The sequence below is a fragment of the Epilithonimonas bovis DSM 19482 genome (genome assembly GCF_900108115.1).
In the GTDB taxonomy this organism is placed as follows: Bacteria; Bacteroidota; Bacteroidia; order Flavobacteriales; family Weeksellaceae; genus Epilithonimonas; species Epilithonimonas bovis.
Window position 1 is genome coordinate 52474 of sequence record NZ_FTPU01000004.1, and the last position, 17880, is coordinate 70353.

The 17880-nt window shown below is 36.9% G+C and carries 18 protein-coding genes; 8 read left to right on the forward strand and 10 right to left on the reverse strand.

All coding sequences use genetic code 11. The annotated features are described in order from the left end of the window. Nucleotide 1: 1 nt before the first annotated feature. From B0B05_RS02675 to B0B05_RS02690, 4 genes are read left to right on the forward strand one after another with little or no spacing between them, the layout of a single operon-like run. Entirely contained in the window at nt 2–1045 is a 1044-nt protein-coding gene (locus tag B0B05_RS02675; RefSeq protein ID WP_076781959.1) for a glycosyltransferase family 2 protein, read from the forward strand. A gap of 29 nt (nt 1046–1074) precedes the next feature. Continuing rightward, on the forward strand, nt 1075–2298 hold the full coding sequence (locus B0B05_RS02680; RefSeq protein ID WP_076781960.1) for a glycosyltransferase family 4 protein: 1224 nt from the start codon (nt 1075–1077) through the stop codon (nt 2296–2298). Nucleotides 2299–2338: 40 nt separating this feature from the next. Then, a complete protein-coding gene (locus B0B05_RS02685) occupies nt 2339–3442 on the forward strand; it encodes a glycosyltransferase (RefSeq protein ID WP_076781961.1) in 1104 nt (367 codons plus the stop codon). A gap of 8 nt (nt 3443–3450) precedes the next feature. Then, complete coding sequence (locus B0B05_RS02690) at nt 3451–4530, forward strand: glycosyltransferase family 4 protein (protein WP_076781962.1); 1080 nt, start codon at nt 3451–3453, stop codon at nt 4528–4530. Here B0B05_RS02690 and rocD read toward each other — a convergent pair. The 6 genes from rocD to pdxA form a co-directional block, all read right to left on the reverse strand. Then, entirely contained in the window at nt 4527–5765 is a 1239-nt protein-coding gene (rocD, locus tag B0B05_RS02695) for an ornithine--oxo-acid transaminase (RefSeq protein ID WP_076782026.1), read from the reverse strand. The two genes, B0B05_RS02690 and rocD, sit on opposite strands and share 4 nt — an antisense overlap. 104 nt (nt 5766–5869) lie before the next feature. Next, nucleotides 5870–7228 carry an acetyl-CoA carboxylase biotin carboxylase subunit gene (gene accC / locus B0B05_RS02700; protein WP_076781963.1) on the reverse strand — a complete coding sequence of 453 codons (1359 nt, stop codon included), beginning with the start codon at nt 7226–7228 and terminating at the stop codon, nt 5870–5872. 79 nt (nt 7229–7307) lie between these two features. Then, a complete protein-coding gene (accB, locus tag B0B05_RS02705; RefSeq protein ID WP_076782027.1) occupies nt 7308–7784 on the reverse strand; it encodes an acetyl-CoA carboxylase biotin carboxyl carrier protein in 477 nt (158 codons plus the stop codon). 105 nt (nt 7785–7889) lie between these two features. Next, on the reverse strand, nt 7890–8093 hold the full coding sequence (rpmF, locus tag B0B05_RS02710; RefSeq protein WP_076781964.1) for a 50S ribosomal protein L32: 204 nt from the start codon (nt 8091–8093) through the stop codon (nt 7890–7892). Between the two features lie 44 nt (nt 8094–8137). Then, the gene (locus B0B05_RS02715) at nt 8138–8671 is read right to left on the reverse strand and encodes a YceD family protein (protein ID WP_076781965.1); all 534 of its coding nucleotides are present in this window, start codon (nt 8669–8671) and stop codon (nt 8138–8140) included. 95 nt (nt 8672–8766) lie between these two features. Continuing rightward, nucleotides 8767–9855, reverse strand: a complete 1089-nt coding sequence (gene pdxA / locus B0B05_RS02720) for a 4-hydroxythreonine-4-phosphate dehydrogenase PdxA (protein WP_076781966.1) — start codon at nt 9853–9855, stop codon at nt 8767–8769. Nucleotides 9856–10111: 256 nt separating this feature from the next. Here pdxA and B0B05_RS02725 point away from each other — a divergent pair, with 256 nt between their 5' ends. The 3 genes from B0B05_RS02725 to B0B05_RS02735 are packed head-to-tail and all read left to right on the forward strand — an operon-like array spanning nt 10112 to nt 12930. Further along, a complete protein-coding gene (locus B0B05_RS02725) occupies nt 10112–10726 on the forward strand; it encodes a riboflavin synthase (protein WP_076781967.1) in 615 nt (204 codons plus the stop codon). A gap of 50 nt (nt 10727–10776) precedes the next feature. Continuing rightward, entirely contained in the window at nt 10777–12231 is a 1455-nt protein-coding gene (locus B0B05_RS02730) for a sensor histidine kinase (protein ID WP_076781968.1), read from the forward strand. Next, nucleotides 12232–12930, forward strand: a complete 699-nt coding sequence (locus B0B05_RS02735; RefSeq protein WP_076781969.1) for a tRNA1(Val) (adenine(37)-N6)-methyltransferase — start codon at nt 12232–12234, stop codon at nt 12928–12930. A gap of 85 nt (nt 12931–13015) precedes the next feature. Here the strand turns inward: B0B05_RS02735 and B0B05_RS02740 are convergent, their stop codons facing one another. Both B0B05_RS02740 and rpmH read right to left on the reverse strand, forming a co-directional pair. Then, nucleotides 13016–13726 carry a cell division ATP-binding protein FtsE gene (locus B0B05_RS02740; protein WP_076781970.1) on the reverse strand — a complete coding sequence of 237 codons (711 nt, stop codon included), beginning with the start codon at nt 13724–13726 and terminating at the stop codon, nt 13016–13018. 133 nt (nt 13727–13859) lie between these two features. Then, nucleotides 13860–14018 (reverse strand): 50S ribosomal protein L34, encoded by a 159-nt coding sequence (gene rpmH, locus B0B05_RS02745; protein WP_034701860.1) that lies wholly within the window; start codon nt 14016–14018, stop codon nt 13860–13862. A gap of 394 nt (nt 14019–14412) precedes the next feature. On the opposite strand from rpmH, the gene B0B05_RS02750 reads away from it, so the two are divergent. Beyond that, nucleotides 14413–15690, forward strand: coding sequence for a 3-deoxy-D-manno-octulosonic acid transferase (locus B0B05_RS02750; RefSeq protein WP_076781971.1), 1278 nt, complete (start codon nt 14413–14415; stop codon nt 15688–15690). A gap of 41 nt (nt 15691–15731) precedes the next feature. On the opposite strand, the gene B0B05_RS02755 is transcribed toward B0B05_RS02750, so the two are convergent. Beyond that, nucleotides 15732–16118, reverse strand: a complete 387-nt coding sequence (locus tag B0B05_RS02755; RefSeq protein ID WP_076781972.1) for a DUF423 domain-containing protein — start codon at nt 16116–16118, stop codon at nt 15732–15734. Nucleotides 16119–16480: 362 nt separating this feature from the next. After that, nucleotides 16481–17809 carry a hydroxymethylglutaryl-CoA reductase, degradative gene (locus B0B05_RS02760; protein WP_076781973.1) on the reverse strand — a complete coding sequence of 443 codons (1329 nt, stop codon included), beginning with the start codon at nt 17807–17809 and terminating at the stop codon, nt 16481–16483. Nucleotides 17810–17880 lie beyond the last annotated feature (71 nt).

Genomic DNA, 17880 nt, shown 5'->3' on the forward strand with positions numbered 1-17880 from the left:
TGTGGAAAATAATATCTTTCTCCTAATTGGTCTTAAAAACAATATAGAATACACAAAGTTTTTCTATCAACATACCAGAGAATTATATCCGGATGTAGAGATTGTTTTTGTGAGCTATGGAAGTATTGACGGAACGAACATATGGTTAGATAATTTGGAAGATTCTAACGTAAAGTACTTTTATTCCGAAGATAACAAAACGTTGTCTGATACTTATAACAAAGCTACAAGTATAGCCACAAAAAAGTATGTCTGCTTTCTTCATAATGATATGGTTTTGGGAAAGGATTTTCTCGAAAATTTGTCAAAAAGTTTAGATTCAGATAATATTTTTTGTTATAAAGTTGTAGAACCTCCTATTTTCGATGATGATAATAGAGATTGGAAAATTATAAAAGATTTCGGCGACGACTTCAAAACATTTAAATTTTCTGATTTTTATCAATATGAAAAAGAATATTTAGATGGGGTAGTAGAACTAAAAAAAATAACAGTTCATACATTGTTCTTTCTTAGTGTACAGAGAGAGACTTTATTAAAAATAGGAGGTTTGGATCCACCTTTTTCTCCAATGTTTTGCGAAGATGATGATTTGATACTTCGCTTAAGATTATCAGGTGAGAAGATTTTTTTATGTGCAAATGCTATCACTTATCATTTCGTAAGTAAGACCTCTAGATTTTCCGAAGAGTTTAGCAATAAATCTCTATCGATTGAAAAAAAATCCCAAAGAAATTTTGTTCGAAAATGGGGATTCGATTGTTTTATAGTTCCGCGAATCAATATTGTCGAGGGAATTACAGATTCTGATATTAGAAATTGGAATTGGAACGTTAATGAAAAAGATTATGTCAATTTTCCAGATTATCAGAATAGGATTTTTAAACTGGGCAAAAATATAAGATGGCAGAATAAAATTCAGGAAGTACTTATCAATTTTAAAAAAGTTAAAAAATTGCCTTCCGATAATGAAGATTATTGTTTATTTCATATTAAAAATATCGATAAACAGAGAAATCAGAATGCTTTTTACGATACTTTATAGTACAATTTTACACAAAAGTATTTATCAACGTGAAAAAAATAAAAATTATATTTGATCTTGAGGTCATTGGCAACGCTTATAAGTATAATCAAACAGGCATTTTCAGAGTGGCTTATGAACTTTTTAAACGTTTTTTTTCAAATAACAGTTTAGAGGTTTTTTACGCTAATCATAATTTTAATAATCATAAAGAAACTCATCTTAAAATTAATCGCTTTATTCTGGAAGAAAATTTTATTATTAAAAATGTTAATGACTGCATTCGAGTAAAATTTATTCCGTTTAGAAAGGAAAAACTTTTTAAAAAAATCTATAAGCTGATTGGTATTTCAGACTATGTTATTTCTTATAATGAAGAAATTAAGAATGCACAAATATATCATACTTTCTATTACCCAATACACGAGAGTTTAGAGGTTTATCCTCATTTGAAAAAAGTCATTACTATTCACGATTTAATTCCTATTCTATATCCACAGTATAACGAAAACACTGAATTGTTAGAGAAAACAATAAAAAGTATAGGTTCAAGTAATTTTGCAATTTGTGTGTCAGAAAACACCAAAAAAGACTTATTAAAATATGCACCTTACATAGATCCAAACAAAGTTTTTGTGAGTCTTTTAGCAGCATCAAAAGATTTTTTTTATAAATGTGATGACGGGAAAAAATTTTCTGAAGTTCAAAAGAAATATAATATTCCTAACAAGTATTTTTTAAGTCTTAGTACTTTGGAACCACGAAAAAATATAGATCACGTAATCAGAAGTTTTGTAAAAATGATTACAGAGAAAAAAATTGATGATCTTAGTTTAGTTTTAGTAGGTAATAAAGGTTGGGATTTTGATAATATATTCCAAGAGTATGAAAATACAAAAGGACGTAAAGATAAAATAATTATCACGGGTCGTATTCCGGATGAGGATTTGGCAAGCATATATAGTCATGCGAATTCTTTTTATTATATGTCATTTTATGAAGGGTTTGGTCTGCCTCCGTTAGAAGCAATGCAATGTGGAACTGCTGTAGTAGTTTCAAACACATCATCTTTACCAGAGGTTGTTGGTAATGCAGGTGTTTTATTAGACCCAACAGATCAAGGTCAACTTGTTGAAACAATGTGGAAGATTTATGATAATGATGAGTATAGACAAGATCTAGGTAGAAAAGCAATAGAGCAGGCTAAGAATTTTTCTTGGGAAAAAACTGTTGCTGAACATTTGAAGATTTATGAAACAATTCTGCAATTTTAATAATTTGTAAATAATTTTGAAAAAAAAGCTTCTATATTTTATGCCTGATAATCCAATTTCTGGAAAAGCCGGTAATACAACTAGGCTCAATCAGTTGCTTTCAAATTTTAATGAAAATGAAAATCTGGAGGTTACTTTTGTTTCCCTGAGAGATTGGGGAATGTGGAATAATAATGATGAAGTTTTATTCAAACAAAAATATCCTAACATCAGTTTTTATTCATTAGATAAGAAATACAAAAAAAACTTCTTTAAGTATTTCTTTTTGTATAAAATACCTTATTTTTTTAAAAATAATTCGATTGATTTAACAAGCTTCATTTTGCGAAAAGAATTTTCAGAAATTATAAAGAAGAATTCTTTTGATACTGCAATTATTAGCTACGCAGTTTGGGGTAAATTAGTTGAAGGTCTTTCTGATAATGTTTATAAAATTATTGATACTCATGATTTTATAACTGCTCAAAGTCGAGATAAAGAGAATAAAATTGGAAAACTTTTTCAAGATGAAATTAATATTCTGCGAAAATTTAATGAAATATGGACTTATTCAATAGAAGAAGCTTACATTTTTGAACAGTTTACGGGTAAAAAGATTACTTTAATGCCTGTGTCATTTCCTTTTAACTATTATCAACATACAAATGATTTTAAGTATGATGTGATTTATGTAGCAAGTGATAATCAACATAACATCACGGGAATACATTGGTTTTTACACGATGTATTACCAAATTTAAATAATATTAATATTCATCTGATTGGAAAAATCTGTAATACGATTTCTGAAGAGCATCCTAATGTCATAAAACATGGCGTTGTAGATGATATCGATTCATTTTACAAACAGGCAAGAATAGCAATATGTCCAATGCTAAGTGGGACTGGTATTAAAATAAAAGTTTTGGAGGCGCTATCGTTTGGCCTGCCAGTTGTTACTAACAGAAGAGGTGTAGATGGACTTATTAACAAAACTAACAATGGTTGTGTCGTTGCAGAAGATTCTCAAGACTTTGCCAATGCCATAACAAGATTAATAAGTGACAATAATTATTATGAAAGAATTAAATCTAATGGAATTAATTATTTTTCAGAAAATCACAATCCAGAAACAGAAAAAAAAATAATAAATATATCTTTGTAAAAAAAAGTTTGAAGAAGAAGGTACTTGTAGATTTGGAACGCTTGCGCTATCCTAATTCTGGCATTGCATCTGTGTTTAGGAATTTAGCTAAAGGTTTGTTGACTTTAGAGTCTAATTTTGTTTTGGATTTTTTTGGGCCGATAGACGCCCTCGGAAAATATATTCCAAAATCTAATATTGTTAATAGACACTTTTGGAACAAGTTTGCTGATATGTTTAGTTCAGGTTATGACCTTGTTCACGTGAGCCACCAATTATCTCCTTATTTCAAAAAAAATTACTCTAGAACAAAAAAGATTGTCACTCTGCATGATCTTAATTTTTTACACGAAAATTTCACTACTACCAAGAAGCGTAAAATGCTTTACAAGGTAAATAGAAGTTTAAAGTACGCTGACCATATTGTATGTATATCGAATTTTGTTAAAGACGATTTTGAAAAAAATAAGCATCTTTTTGGTCTGAAAAAACTTAAATCGACCGAAGTTATTTATAACGGAATTACTTTCCCTGAAAAAAAAGAATGTCAGATAAAAGATTTTCCAATTCTCAAAGACAAAAAATATCTTCTCAACATTGGTGTTTTATTTCCCAAAAAAAACCAATTAACATTGATTAAAATGCTAAAGTTTCTGGAAGAAGATTTAGTTTTAGTCGTATCTGGAAGTAAAAAAGACTATGAAGATCAGATTTTAGAAGAAATTAAAGCTAATGGCTTAGAAAACAGAGTTCACATTCTAAGAAACATTAGTAACAAAGAAAAATTTGGACTTCTGAAAAACTGTGAAGCACTTTGCCAGCCTTCTGTAGCAGAAGGATTTGGGATTCCTCCAATCGAAGCAATGTATTTCGGAAGGCCTGTTTTCTTATCAACTTATACTAGTCTTCCAGAAGTTGGAGGTGATGTGGCTTTTTATTTTCAAAGTTTCGATCCAAAGGAAATGGCGAATGTCATTCTCCAAGGTCTTGAAAAATATAAAACCCAACCGGAACTGGAAAAACAGTTGACAGATTGGGCTTTACAATTTGATTATAAAATCATGGCAAAACAATATCACGATTTATATGAAAGGATTTTGGAAAATTAATTCTGAAATTCTAAAACAGTTTTCTCAATAATTCTCACACAATCCAGTAGCTGTTCTTCGGAGATTACCAAAGGTGGCGCTAGTCTGATGATGTTGCCGTGAGTTGGTTTGGCAAGCAATCCATTTTCTTTCAGTTGTAAGCAAAGATTCCAGGCTGTTTTGCTGTCCGGTGTATCGTTGATAAGGATAGCATTCAGCAAACCTTTTCCTCGGACTTTCGTAATTAAATCTGTTTTCTGAATTAATTTTTCAATCTCAGAACGGAAAAGTTGTCCTAAATCTTCAGCTCTTTCGGATAATTTTTCTTCTTCTACGACATCTAAAGCTGCCACTGCCACTGCACAAGCAATCGGGTTTCCTCCAAAAGTAGAGCCGTGCTGGCCAGGCTTGATAACATTCATAATCTCGTCATTCGCCAGGACTGCGGAAACAGGATACATTCCGCCGGAAAGCGCTTTTCCAAGAATCAAAATGTCGGGCTGAACATCTTCGTGATGACAGGCAATTAATCTTCCGGTTCTTGCAATTCCGGTCTGAACTTCATCAGCAATGAAAAGGACGTTATATTTTTTACATAATTCTGATGCGCCTTTCAAAAATCCTTCGTCCGGAACAAAGACTCCAGCCTCACCTTGGATTGGTTCAGCCAAAAATGCAGCAATATTCTGGGCGTCATTTATTAGAGTTTCTTCCAACGCTGCCAAATCATTGTAAGGAATTTTTACAAATCCAGGCGTAAAAGGCCCGTAATTCTGATTCGCATCCGGGTCATTAGAAAAAGAAACGATCGTCGTTGTTCTTCCATGGAAGTTGTTTTCACAAACTATTATTTTTGCAGCATTTTCAGAAATTCCTTTTACCTCATAGCTCCATTTTCTGGCTAATTTTACCGCCGTTTCTACAGCTTCAGCGCCAGAATTCATGGGGAGTACTTTATCAAACCCAAAAAGAGTCGTGATTTTTTTCTCGTATTCACCAAGATTGGAATTGTAAAAAGCTCTTGATGTCAAAGCTAATTTCTTAGCCTGATTTACCAAAGCATCAACAATTTTTGGATGAGAATGACCTTGGTTTACAGCGGAATAGGCCGAAAGAAAATCGTAATATTTTTTACCTTCTACATCCCACACAAAAACGCCTTCGCCGCGTTCCAAAACCACAGGTAGCGGATGATAATTGTGTGCACCGTATTGATTCTCCAAGTCTATGTAATATTGCGAAGGTCTGTTTTCCATAAATAAAAGATTTCTCCAAAAATAATAATAATCGATGATTAAAGCAGTAATAAAAATGCCCAACTTATAAAGTCAGGCATTTTATCTTAAAAGGATAATATTTATTAGATATTATTATCGAAATTTTTGTCCATGACAAAAGATTCCATAAACTTAGTGGTATAGTTACCAGCTACAAAATCCTCATTTTCCAAAAGTTGCCTGTGGAAAGGGATAGTCGTTTTCACACCTTCTATGTAAAATTCTTCCAAGGCACGTTTCATTTTTGCAATAGCTTCTTCACGGGTTTGCGCCGTAACAATCAGCTTGGCAATCATAGAGTCGTAATTAGGCGGGATGGCATACCCAGAATAAACGTGTGTGTCAACTCTTACGCCATGGCCTCCTGGGATATTCAGTTCCGTTATCCTACCTGGTGAAGGACGGAAATCTGCGTAAGGATCTTCTGCATTAATCCTGCATTCGATCGCATGCATTTTTGGGTAATAATTTTTTCCGCTGATTGGTGTTCCAGAGGCCAGCAGAATCTGCTCGCGGATCAGGTCATAATCTACCACCTGCTCTGTAATAGGATGTTCTACCTGGATTCGCGTATTCATTTCCATAAAGTAGAAATTCCTGTGCTTGTCTACCAAGAATTCTATAGTTCCCACACCTTCGTAACCAATAAACTCAGCTGCTTTTACCGCAGCGGCACCCATTTTTTCTCGGAGCTCATCCGTCATAAAAGGGGATGGCGTTTCCTCGATCAATTTCTGATTTCTTCTTTGTATAGAGCAATCTCTTTCAGAAAGGTGGCAGGCTTTTCCGTACTGGTCACCAGCAACCTGAATCTCGATATGTCTTGGCTCTTCGATGAGTTTTTCCATATACATACCGCCATTTCCAAATGCTGCGACAGCTTCCTGGATGGCAGAGTCCCAATGGTCTTTGAGATCTTCCTCTTTCCAGACGGCTCTCATCCCTTTTCCACCGCCACCGGCAGTTGCTTTGATCATTACGGGATAACCGATTTCTTTAGCGGTTTGCTTAGCATCTTCGTAAGAATCAATCAGGCCGTCAGATCCAGGCACACAAGGGATGCCGGCTGCTTTCATAGTAGCTTTGGCTGTCGCTTTGTCGCCCATTTTTTCGATCTGCTCCGGCGTAGCACCGATAAATTTGATACCGTTCTTTGCACAGATTCTTGAGAAATTAGCATTCTCTGATAGGAAACCATAACCCGGATGGATAGCATCTGCATTAGTAATCTCTGCAGCGGCAATAATATTAGGGATCTTAAGGTATGAGTCCTTGCTCATTGGCGGACCAATACAAACTGCCTCGTCTGCAAAACGGACGTGCAGGCTGTCTTTGTCTGCAGTAGAGTAGACTGCTACCGTTTTTATGCCCATTTCTTTGGCAGTCCGCAAAATGCGCATGGCGATCTCACCACGGTTTGCGATCAATATTTTTTTGAACATCTTTTTATAATTAAGAATTAAGAATTAAAAATTAGGATAAAGTGTTTTATCACTTATCAATAATTATCTATCAATTATATTAAGATGGATCTACTAAGAATAATGGCTGATCATATTCTACCGGAGAAGAATCTTCTACCAGGATTTTCACAATTTTACCACTTACTTCTGATTCTATCTGGTTAAAAAGTTTCATCGCCTCGATTACACAAACGACTTTACCTTCTGTTACCGCATCGCCAACATTTACAAAAACATCTTTGTCGGGAGATGGTTTTCTGTAGAAAGTACCAATCATAGGAGACTTGATGGTGATGTATTTGCTGTTATCTGCAGTGTTTGCAGTTTCAGAACTTGCAGCGGGTGCTGATACAGGAGTTGCTGCCGTTGCAGGAGCTGCTGCCGGATACGCCACCTGTGGTGTTACGTAACTTACAGGTTCTCCGCCCAGCGGGGTTTTGATATAGATTTCGAAGTCCTTATTTTTATATTTAACTTCGGAAACACCTGCCTTTGCAACAAATCTTACAAGATTCTGAATGTCTTTTATATCCATATAATTTTTAAATTGTTTTGAACGCCAAATATAATAAAAAACCACTCAAATTGATAAAATCCGAGTGGTTTTTTATGCTAAGTATAAGATTATCAAAGATAGATCTTAGTTTTCTTCTGTTGTTTCTACAGTTTTCTCTAATACAACTTTTCCTTTGTAATAAAGTTTTCCTTCATGCCAGTGCGCTCTGTGATACAAGTGCAGTTCACCAGTTGTAGCATCTTTTGCCAATTGTGGCGCTACAGCTTTGTAGTGAGTTCTTCTTTTATCTCTTCTTGTAGACGACTGTCTTCTCTTAGGATGTGCCATTGTAAATTATTTTAAAAAATTCTAAAGAATTATATTGTTATTTATTAATTGTTGTCTTTTAATTTTTTCAAAGCTGCCCAACGCGGATCTATACTTTGTTCTTCCTCATCTTCTTCGGTTATTTGCGGACTGTACTGGTCAAGCAGTTTTTGATACTCATCATTATCCCTTACCGATGGTGCCAGTTTTTTCATTGGTATTGATAAAACCACGGCTTCATAGATAAGATTGGCGATATTAAACTCGCTGTCTTTATGGGGAATCGTAATGATGTCTTCGTTACTGTCATCATATTCTTCACCAAATTTCACAAGGACTTTTAAGTCATTACTGATGTTTTCGGAAAACTCATCATTGCTGATGTCGCAAATCAATTGCACTGTCCCCGATACATTAATATAAAACTCCAAAAATGTTGTATGCTTGTCCAAAAGAACGTCAATATTAATTTCTGGATTAAAAAACTCCCGTTCAGTCTCAAATAAATCAAAGAACTCCTGATTGATTTCAAATTTGAAATCATGCTTTCCGGTTTTGAGTCCGGAAAAAGCAATATCGTAGTTTCTAAATCTGTCCATAAAAAATGGTGTGCAAAAATAATTTATTTTTTTTAAATAACAAAATCTTTTTGGAAATACTTGAATTATAAAAAATTGACTTGCCTAATTACACTTTATTCAGCCGCGGCTGGCAAGTCTTCATCCACACCATTTTTCAAATGGGAAGCCTTTGGGCGTAGTCTGTTTTCCATCAGTTCTCGGTATTCTGTCCTGTTGTTGTATATTTTGATGGCGGTAAAAATAGCTTCGGAGAAAGACGTTTCGTCGGCCAGGTTTTTCCCAGCAATATCATAAGCTACACCATGATCCGGTGAAGTCCTGATGAATGGCAGTCCTGCAGTGTAATTGACACCTTCCTGATAAGCAATGGTTTTAAAAGGTGCCAGGCCCTGGTCATGATACATTGCCAATACGGCATCAAATGCCCTGTACTTCTCCGGCTGGAAAAAACTGTCTGCAGGATAAGGCCCAAAGGCCATGATGTCCTGATCAAATAATTCTCTTATCGCCGGTTCTATGATCTCGATCTCCTCTCTGCCAATAGCACCGCCGTCGCCGGCGTGAGGATTAAGGCCCAGGATTGCAATTTTCGGTTTTTCAATACAAAAATCCTCTTTAAGAGTTGTTACCAGTTGTTTTACCTGCTTTTTGATTTTTTCTTTAGAAATATTGGCGGCAATTTCTGCAACAGGGATATGGTGCGTGGACACGGCTACCTTCAGATCATCTGTTACCATAAACATCACAGCTTTTTTCTGTGCTTTTTCTTCAAAATAGCCGGTGTGCCCCGGATGTGAGAAGCCATATTTCATCATCTCATCTTTGTTGATTGGCGCAGTTACCAGAACATCGATTTCGTTTTTAAGAAGAGCTTCTGTAGCGGCGTCCAGAGAGGCGATGGCCATCTTTGTAGATTCTTCTGTGGGGATACCAAATTCAATATTACTGTTTTCCTTGGTAAGGTTTACCATATTGATTTTTCCTGATTGCGCTTCTGTTGCAGTATTGATATAATTGAAATTCGTCTGCAGCTTAAAAACATTTTTCTGATAGGTGAAAAGTTTGCCGGAACCAAATATTACAGGTGTGAAAAACTCGGTTATGCTTTTGTCTTTCAGAGATTTTAAAATGATCTCCGGCCCGATCCCGTTGAAGTCACCGATAGAAATTCCTACTCTGATTTTATGATGTTTGGAGCTCATTTGTTTATCTTTGAAGATTAAAAGAATTTTACAAATTTACAATTTTTTGGGATAGGAGTAAAGTAACTTATGATAACTGTCTGTGATCAGCTAATAAGATCTTGGATTGGATCAATAAAAGCTGTAATTATGACAAAGCTCATAGCCCCGATAGAAGCGGCATCCTTTTTCTGCGGCGGCTTGTAAAGGTGCGGGCGAAAAAGATACAGCGGATAGCGGGATTAAGCTCCTAAAAAATTTAGAAATATTAGAAAACATGTTTACAGGAATTATAGAAGCGACAGGAAAAGTCGAAAAAATCGAAAAAAAAGAAGGAAATATTGATTTTACGGTGAGTTGCCCTTTTACACAGGAACTGAAAATAGACCAAAGCTTGGCGCACAACGGTTGTTGCCTGACCGTGGTAGAAGTAAACAGTGATTCTTATAAAGTGACTGCCATCAATGAGACGCTGGAAAAAACCAACCTTAATTACTGGAATGTAGGTACTGAGGTAAATTTGGAACGCTGTTTGAGGTTTGAAGGCAGGCTAGATGGTCATATTGTGCAGGGGCATGTGGATAAAACGGGAATCGTAAAAAGTATAGAAGACCAAAACGGCAGTTATTTTATTACGGTTTCTTACGAAGAGTCGGCTGATTATACAACGGTACCGCAAGGCTCGATTACGGTGAACGGGACAAGTCTTACCGTGGCAGAGAGCGGGAACAACCAGTTCTCTGTAGCGATAATACCTTACACTTGGGAGTTTACGAATATGAAATATTTAAAACCGGGCGATGTGGTAAATCTTGAATTTGACATCATCGGAAAATATGTTGCAAAACTTTTAAAATCACCAATGGCTAATTTGATGCAGAAATATCAGTAAAATACCATTATAAGCTGCAGAATATAAAAACACATTTGAAAAAAAATATAATGCCACTAAGTGAATATAAAGGGTACCGGTTAAGAAATAGAGTATTCATAGGCTTTTTAGCCATCTGCCTGCTGAGTGTTGTGACATCGGCAGTGTTGTCGTTTGTGATCTTAAGAGACAATGCTAAGAAGCAGAGCATGACGGATATGCAGAACAAATCCGAAGCGCTGATGTCATCCTTGGATTATGCGCTAAGCCATACGCAGGTGCAAACCAAAGAAATCCCGGAAGTGCTGGATAACAAAATCTATGAGATTGCCGACATCAACAAGCACGATATTGTGATCTATGACCTGCAGGGGAATTATCTGCTGTCCAACAAAGATCCTAATCTGGTTGCGCAGAAAAAAATCCCGGAATCTGTTATCAAAGCTATTAAGAAGAATGGCAAACGCTATGATGATAAATCATATGACAACAAGCTCAATGCGACGGTAATCTCCTCCTATATGGTTCTCAAAAACAATATGCTGGATGATATTGCCTATGTGTACTTCCCGTATTACCACAATGAGAGCGCCTATATGGATGTCTTCAAACATTATTTTGCCTACATCATAGGCGTTAATCTCCTGATAGTGCTGTTTGGCATCTGGCTCAGCTGGATTATTTCCAATAATCTTACCGACGCAATTACCCGATTTACGTCCATGATCAGCAAGATTAACCTTTTTGACAAAGACCTGAGGCCTATCAAATATTATAAAAATGATGAGCTTAATGCACTGGTAAAATCATACAATAAAATGATTTCTGAGATTGCCGACCAGAGAGAACGCCTCAGTTATATAGAAAAACAGTCAGCATGGCAAGAGATGGCAAAACAGGTTGCTCATGAAGTGAAAAACCCGCTGACGCCGATGAAGCTGATGATGCAGAATTTTGAGCGCAAGTTTGATCCCAACGATCCCAACATAGGCGCCAAAGTAAAAGGCCTGAGTGAAGTTATTATCGGGCAGATTGATGTCATTAGCCGAGTTGCCAATGCGTTTTCGGAATTTGCGCAGTTGCCTGAACGACATGACGAAGAAATTACGCTGAACAAAGAAGTGCGTAATGTTTTGAATATCTTCAGCGATGAAAATATTTTTGTGCACGCCAATCACGATGATATCAGGATGAAGATTGACAGGTCCTATCTTACGCGCATAATCACCAACCTTGTCACTAATGCCAGCCAGGCGAGAGCCGAAGGCCGGAAATCAGTGATCAATGTGGATCTGGAAAAGATTGAAAAACGCATCAGGATTACTGTGGAAGATAACGGCATTGGGATTCCTGCCGACCAGCTGGATAAGATTTTTGATCCTAATTTCACATCCAAGAACAGTGGGATGGGTATTGGTTTAACGATGGTAAAGAGAATGGTAGAAGATTATAACGGGACCATCACAGTGTTGTCAACTCTGGATAAAGGCGCTATTTTTACCATTTCTATGCCCTCCAACCTCTAGATGAAGGCTTTCCGATTTCAACAGTTTGATATAGCCCAGAGCACTGGAGTTTTTCGTGTAGGGACAGATGCAGTTTTGCTTGGGGCTTTGGCAGAAGTTGAGCAAGCCAGGCAAATTCTGGAAGTTGGAACCGGGACGGGAATCATTTCGCTTATGATGGCTCAGAGGAATCCGGATGCCACAATAACGGCTATTGATATTAATCCCGAGGCGGCAGAATTATCTCATAATAATTTTTTAAGATCGCCTTTTTCTTGCCGGTTGATGAGTCATTGCATTGATTTTAAGCATGTCGGTACTGAAAAAAAGTTTGATTTCATTGTTTCTAATCCGCCTTATTTCGAAATTAATGCTTCGGAAAAAGATGTTTTGGCAAGGCAGCGGCTGGAGCTGGATTTCTCCGATTTGATCCAGAAATCTTCAGAATTGCTCTCGTCAGAAGGGTTATTTTCTGTCATTATCCCTGTAAATTATAAGGAGGAATTTATCAGGATTTGTTCTCAAAGCCGGCTTTTTCTCGTCAGATCAATCCTGATTAAAGGTATTCAAACGGCAGAACCCAAACGGGTGGTGTTAGAATATTCATTCAATCCTACAGTCGCCATAGAAGAACAGTTTGTAATCGAAAAAGCGCCAAGAGTTTATTCTGATGAATATCTTGTGCTCACCAAAGACTTTCATTTGTTCACCAAAAAATAATAAAAAACCCTTTCAGGAGTTCAAGCTCAGAAAGGGTTTGTATCGTAGAAGGCTAAAGGATTTGAACATCCAAAAAACATTGTTTTTATTCAAATAATTCAGCAGTGTCCAGGACAGAAACCTGGCCGTTTTCGCAACGGATTGCTTCGCCGGGATAATTCTGGATCATGTGGTAATCGTGGGTAGCCATCACTACCGCGCAATTATTTTCTTCAGCCAGATTTTTGAGGAGCGTCATAATATCGTTGGATGTTTCGGGATCCAGGTTTCCCGTAGGTTCATCAGCAAGGATCAGTTCCGGATGGTTGAGGAGGGCTCTTGCAATGGCGGCACGCTGCTGCTCACCACCAGAGAGCTGATGGGGCATCTTGTGCTTTTTGGTCTTCATCCCAACGCTGGCAAGGACTTCATCAATTCTGTTTTCCATTTTGATTTTATCAGTCCAGCCGGTCGCCTGCAATACAAACAGCAGGTTTTTTTCAATATTTCTGTCAGACAGCAGTTGGAAATCCTGGAAAACAATCCCCAGTTTCCTTCTAAGGTTAGGGATGTCAGACTGTCTCAGTTTCTTTAGGTCAAACCCTGCAACCTGTCCGTTGCCGCCCTGCAAAGGCAGTTGGCCGTATAGCACTTTCAGAAGGGAACTTTTCCCTGAGCCGGTTTTCCCGATAAGGTAACAGAATTTACCTTTTTTGATATGAAGGTCAACATCATTCAGTACCGTGAAATTTTTTTGAACAATTTTAGCTTTGCTCAAATCAATAATGTCGGATCCGGAATCATTTCTGTGTGGCATAATTTTGAAAATTTGTGAAATTCAAAAATAGCAAAAACTTATTTTTCAGCTTTTACTTTTGGCAAATTTTAACAACAAAAAATGTCCGGAACTGTGTCCAGACATTTTTTTGTATATGATAATTAAAGAAAAATTATCTCTTAGCGCGTGCTGCACTAACAGTTAAACTCTTTCTGCCTTTCGCTCTTCTAGCTGCCAACACTCTTCTTCCGTTAGGCGTGGACATTCTTTCACGGAAACCGTGTTTGTTTCTTTTTTTTCTTTCAGATGGTTGGAATGTTCTTTTACTCATCACTAATATATTTAGTTCGTAATTATCTATTAATTTTCAGACTGCAAATATAGGGTTTTTATTTATCTCGACAAATATTTCAAAACTTTTTTGTATTAATTTTTCACTTTCTGTTGATTCCAATAATTAGGGCAGCTTAATCCGCCTTCCGCTATTATCTTTTTGCTCGGCATAGCCTCTCGCAAAAAGGATAACCGCTCAAGTCGGGCTGCAGCTTTGGTATCCAAACAATGTGAGGTTTAAAATAGTATTCCGGCAGATTATTATAAAGGTCATCTGGCCTTAGGTGACAATCTTTGTATTTAAGCATAAGTCAGGGTTTCCTTTTGTGTCAAAAGTCTTTTCTCTTTTATCTATTCTCTTAAAGCCTATCTTTGCATTAGAAAAATAAATGATGGGATTTCTATACAATGTTTTTGTTTACCTCATGATTTTTGGGATGAAGCTTTTTTCGTTCTTTGATCCCAAAACAAAAAAAGGCCTCGAAGGCAGAAAGCAATCTTTGAAAATCGTGAGAAATGCATTTACGCCGCAAGATAAAGTCTTGTGGATGCATGCAGCTAGCCTGGGTGAGTATGAGCAGGGGCTTCCGGTTTTAGAAGCACTCAAAAAACACTTCCCCGAATACAAAATTTTGGTAACCTTTTTTTCGCCTTCCGGGTACGAAAATGTAAAAAAGAGAAAACAGGTAGCCGATGCGATCTGCTATTTGCCATTTGATAAAGAAAAAGATGTCAGAGACTTTGTATCGTCCTTCGATACTGAGATTTTCTTCACTGTAAAATACGATTACTGGTATAATCTTTTGGCCGAACTCAGAAAAAAAGAGGTTAAAAGCTATGTGATTTCAGCTCTTTTTTATGAGAACCAGGCGTATTTCAAATTTTATGGAAAATGGTTTGTAAAGCAACTTCGGGAAAATATCGATTGGTTTTTTCATCAGACAATCAAGTCTTCTGCGCTTGCCAAAAGCATCGGCCTTACCAACTCCTCTGTGTCCGGAGATACAAGGTTTGACAGGGTTAAGCAATTTTTGGAAAGAGATAATCATTTGGATTTTATAGAGGATTTCAAGGCTGGCGAAAAGCTGATTGTTTTTGGCAGCAGTTGGGAGGCTGAGGAGGATATTGTCCAGATTCTGTCAAAGAAACTGCCGGGTGTAAAATTGGCTGTTGCGCCGCATGATTTGCAAAGGGTTTCACATTTACAAAAACTGTTTCCCAATGCGATCCTTTACAGCTCATTTTCCCATACTCCCACACTTGAGCACTCCAACACTTCAGTCCTCATTATAGACAGTATCGGCAAGCTCTCCAAGTTGTATTCTTACGCAGACCTGGCCATTGTAGGCGGCGGATTTCATTCCTCAGGACTGCACAACATCCTGGAAGCTGCAGTGTATGGCGTACCAGTCATTTTTGGAAACCAATACAGAAAAAATCCTGAAGCAGACGGACTGATAGAAGCTAACGGCGCTAAAAGTTTTGATGATTTTGTGGCAGCGTCAGCCTTTACCGAGAGATTGATAAAAGATGAAGCCGTCTTAAAAAAAATGGCTGAGAATGCCAAACAGTTCGTCATTTCTCAGCCTGATTCTACAGAGATTATTGTTAATAAACTGATATCAGAACAAAATCTATTATCAGATGATAACGATAGTAGTAATACTTAAATTTTTATGTTCGGCGATCAAAACCGAAGTTTCTCTTACGGTTAAAATTTAGTCTTGGCAAAATACCAGATTAGCATGGCCCAACTAAGGATCATAAACAATCCGCCAAGTGGTGTAATAGGTCCCAAAAATTTGAGGTTAACACCCCAAACATCCTGAAAACTTAGGAAATAAATACTGACTGAAAACAAAAATGTCCCGGCAATCATCAAAATCGAAATCCATTTTTCAGAAGTTGTTTCAAATTTTAATAGATATCCGACAATGAGTAAGAAAAATGCCGCATACATCTGATATCGGACGCCGGTCTCGAAGCTTTCCAGCCGTTCTATAGATAATATTTTTTTGAAGGCGTGCGCGCCAAAAGCGCCCAGGATTACGGAAAGCAAACCGTAGATTCCGCCAATGATTAATGTTAAGTTTTTCATTTATAATTCTCCTTTTTGATTTAAAATAATAATTTTTCCGATCAGTGTAATAATTCCTAATAGGATGAAGAGCCAGGAAAACCTCTTGGAACTTGCAAATCCCGGATTTTTTGTCAACTTAAGAAATATTCCAAAAACCAGCATAAAAGCTGAAAGTATAATTCCGAACATCAGTTAATTTATTTATAATGGTCGTAACTAAATTACATACTGAAAAATTAGTTATCCTCGCTGATTTTACAGATTGAGCAGATTCATAATTAAGAATCCGCAAAATCAGAAGAATCTGCGAGAATTAGAAAATAACGAAACTTTCTATTTTTAAGTCGGTCGCAAATATGGAATTTTCGTATGGCCTCAATTTATTTATTCCTCAATTTCTCCAGCTCTGCAATCACTTCGTGATGACTTACTGTTTTATCTTTGAAGTAGGTTACAAAATGCTGTTTTTCTTCTTCCGTCGCGCCAAACTGGTTCAAGATATTAAAAAGATGCATTTTCATGTGTCCTTTTTGGATTCCCGTTGTTACCAGAGAACGAAGCGCTCCAAAATTCTGAGCCAATCCCGAAACTGCCAGAATGCTCATCAGTTCCTGCGCAGAAGGTTTCCCCAACAATGCCAATGAGAATTTTACCAATGGATGAAGATTCGTCAATCCGCCAACCACACCTACGGAGATCGGCAAATCTATCCAGAATCTGAAGATCCCGTTATCGGTTGTACAATGTGTTAATGATGCGTATTGTCCGCTTCTGGCAGCGTAAGCATGGGCGCAGGCTTCCGTCGCCCGAAAATCATTCCCAGTGGCAATAACAACTGCATCCACACCATTCATAATACCTTTGTTATGCGTCGTTGCCCTGTATGGTTCAATCTCGGCAATTGTCACCGCTTGTTTGAATTTCCATGCAAATTCTTCATTAGAAATACCGCTGTCATCTTTCAGATCATCAATTGGGCAGGAAACTTCGGCTCTTACAATACAATCTGGTGTATAATTGGAGAGGATATTCATCACTATCTGCAGCGATTCTTTTTCCTCCTGAGAGAAACTTTCTTCTTTGGCAACCTCATCTTTGAGTGTTTTCCCAAATTGCTCCAGGCAAGAATTAATGAAATTGGCACCCATCGAATCTACGGTGTCAAAACTCGCTTTCAGCTGGAAATAATTTTTCAGTTCAGAAGTTTTATCAATGAGTTTGATGTCCAAAATTCCGCCACCTCTTTTTCTCATATTGGCAGTGATATCTTCGGTTGCTTCCAGCAGTTTTTTCTTCAGTTTAAAATTGAAAAAATGAAGCAGTTGATGCGGTTCAACATTCAGGATAAAATGGGTGTGACCCAATTTTTCTGTATTAATTATTGTTGTTTTGAAACCGCCTTTATCCAGCCAGAATTTTGCAGCTTTACTAGCGGCAGCCACAACAGAGCTCTCTTCAACAGCCATTGGAAGGGCCAGAAGTTTGCCGTCAATCAGGAAATTCGGTGCGATTCCGTAAGGCATATAAAAATTGGAAATCGTATTTTCTGAGAACTCATCATGAAGTTTTTGCAGATCGTGGTCGTTATTCCAGTATTGTTGCAAAATCTGCTCGTAGCTACGGTCATTACTAAGATATTCCGAAATAAGCCAATCAATTTTTCTTTGTTTGGTAAGTTTTGAAAACCCTTCGACAGGTTGGTGTTGCATAAGATTAAGTATAAGTTGTAAAGATATAAATTTTAACACGTTTTGTTAATAACTTTAACACAGATAAGTTT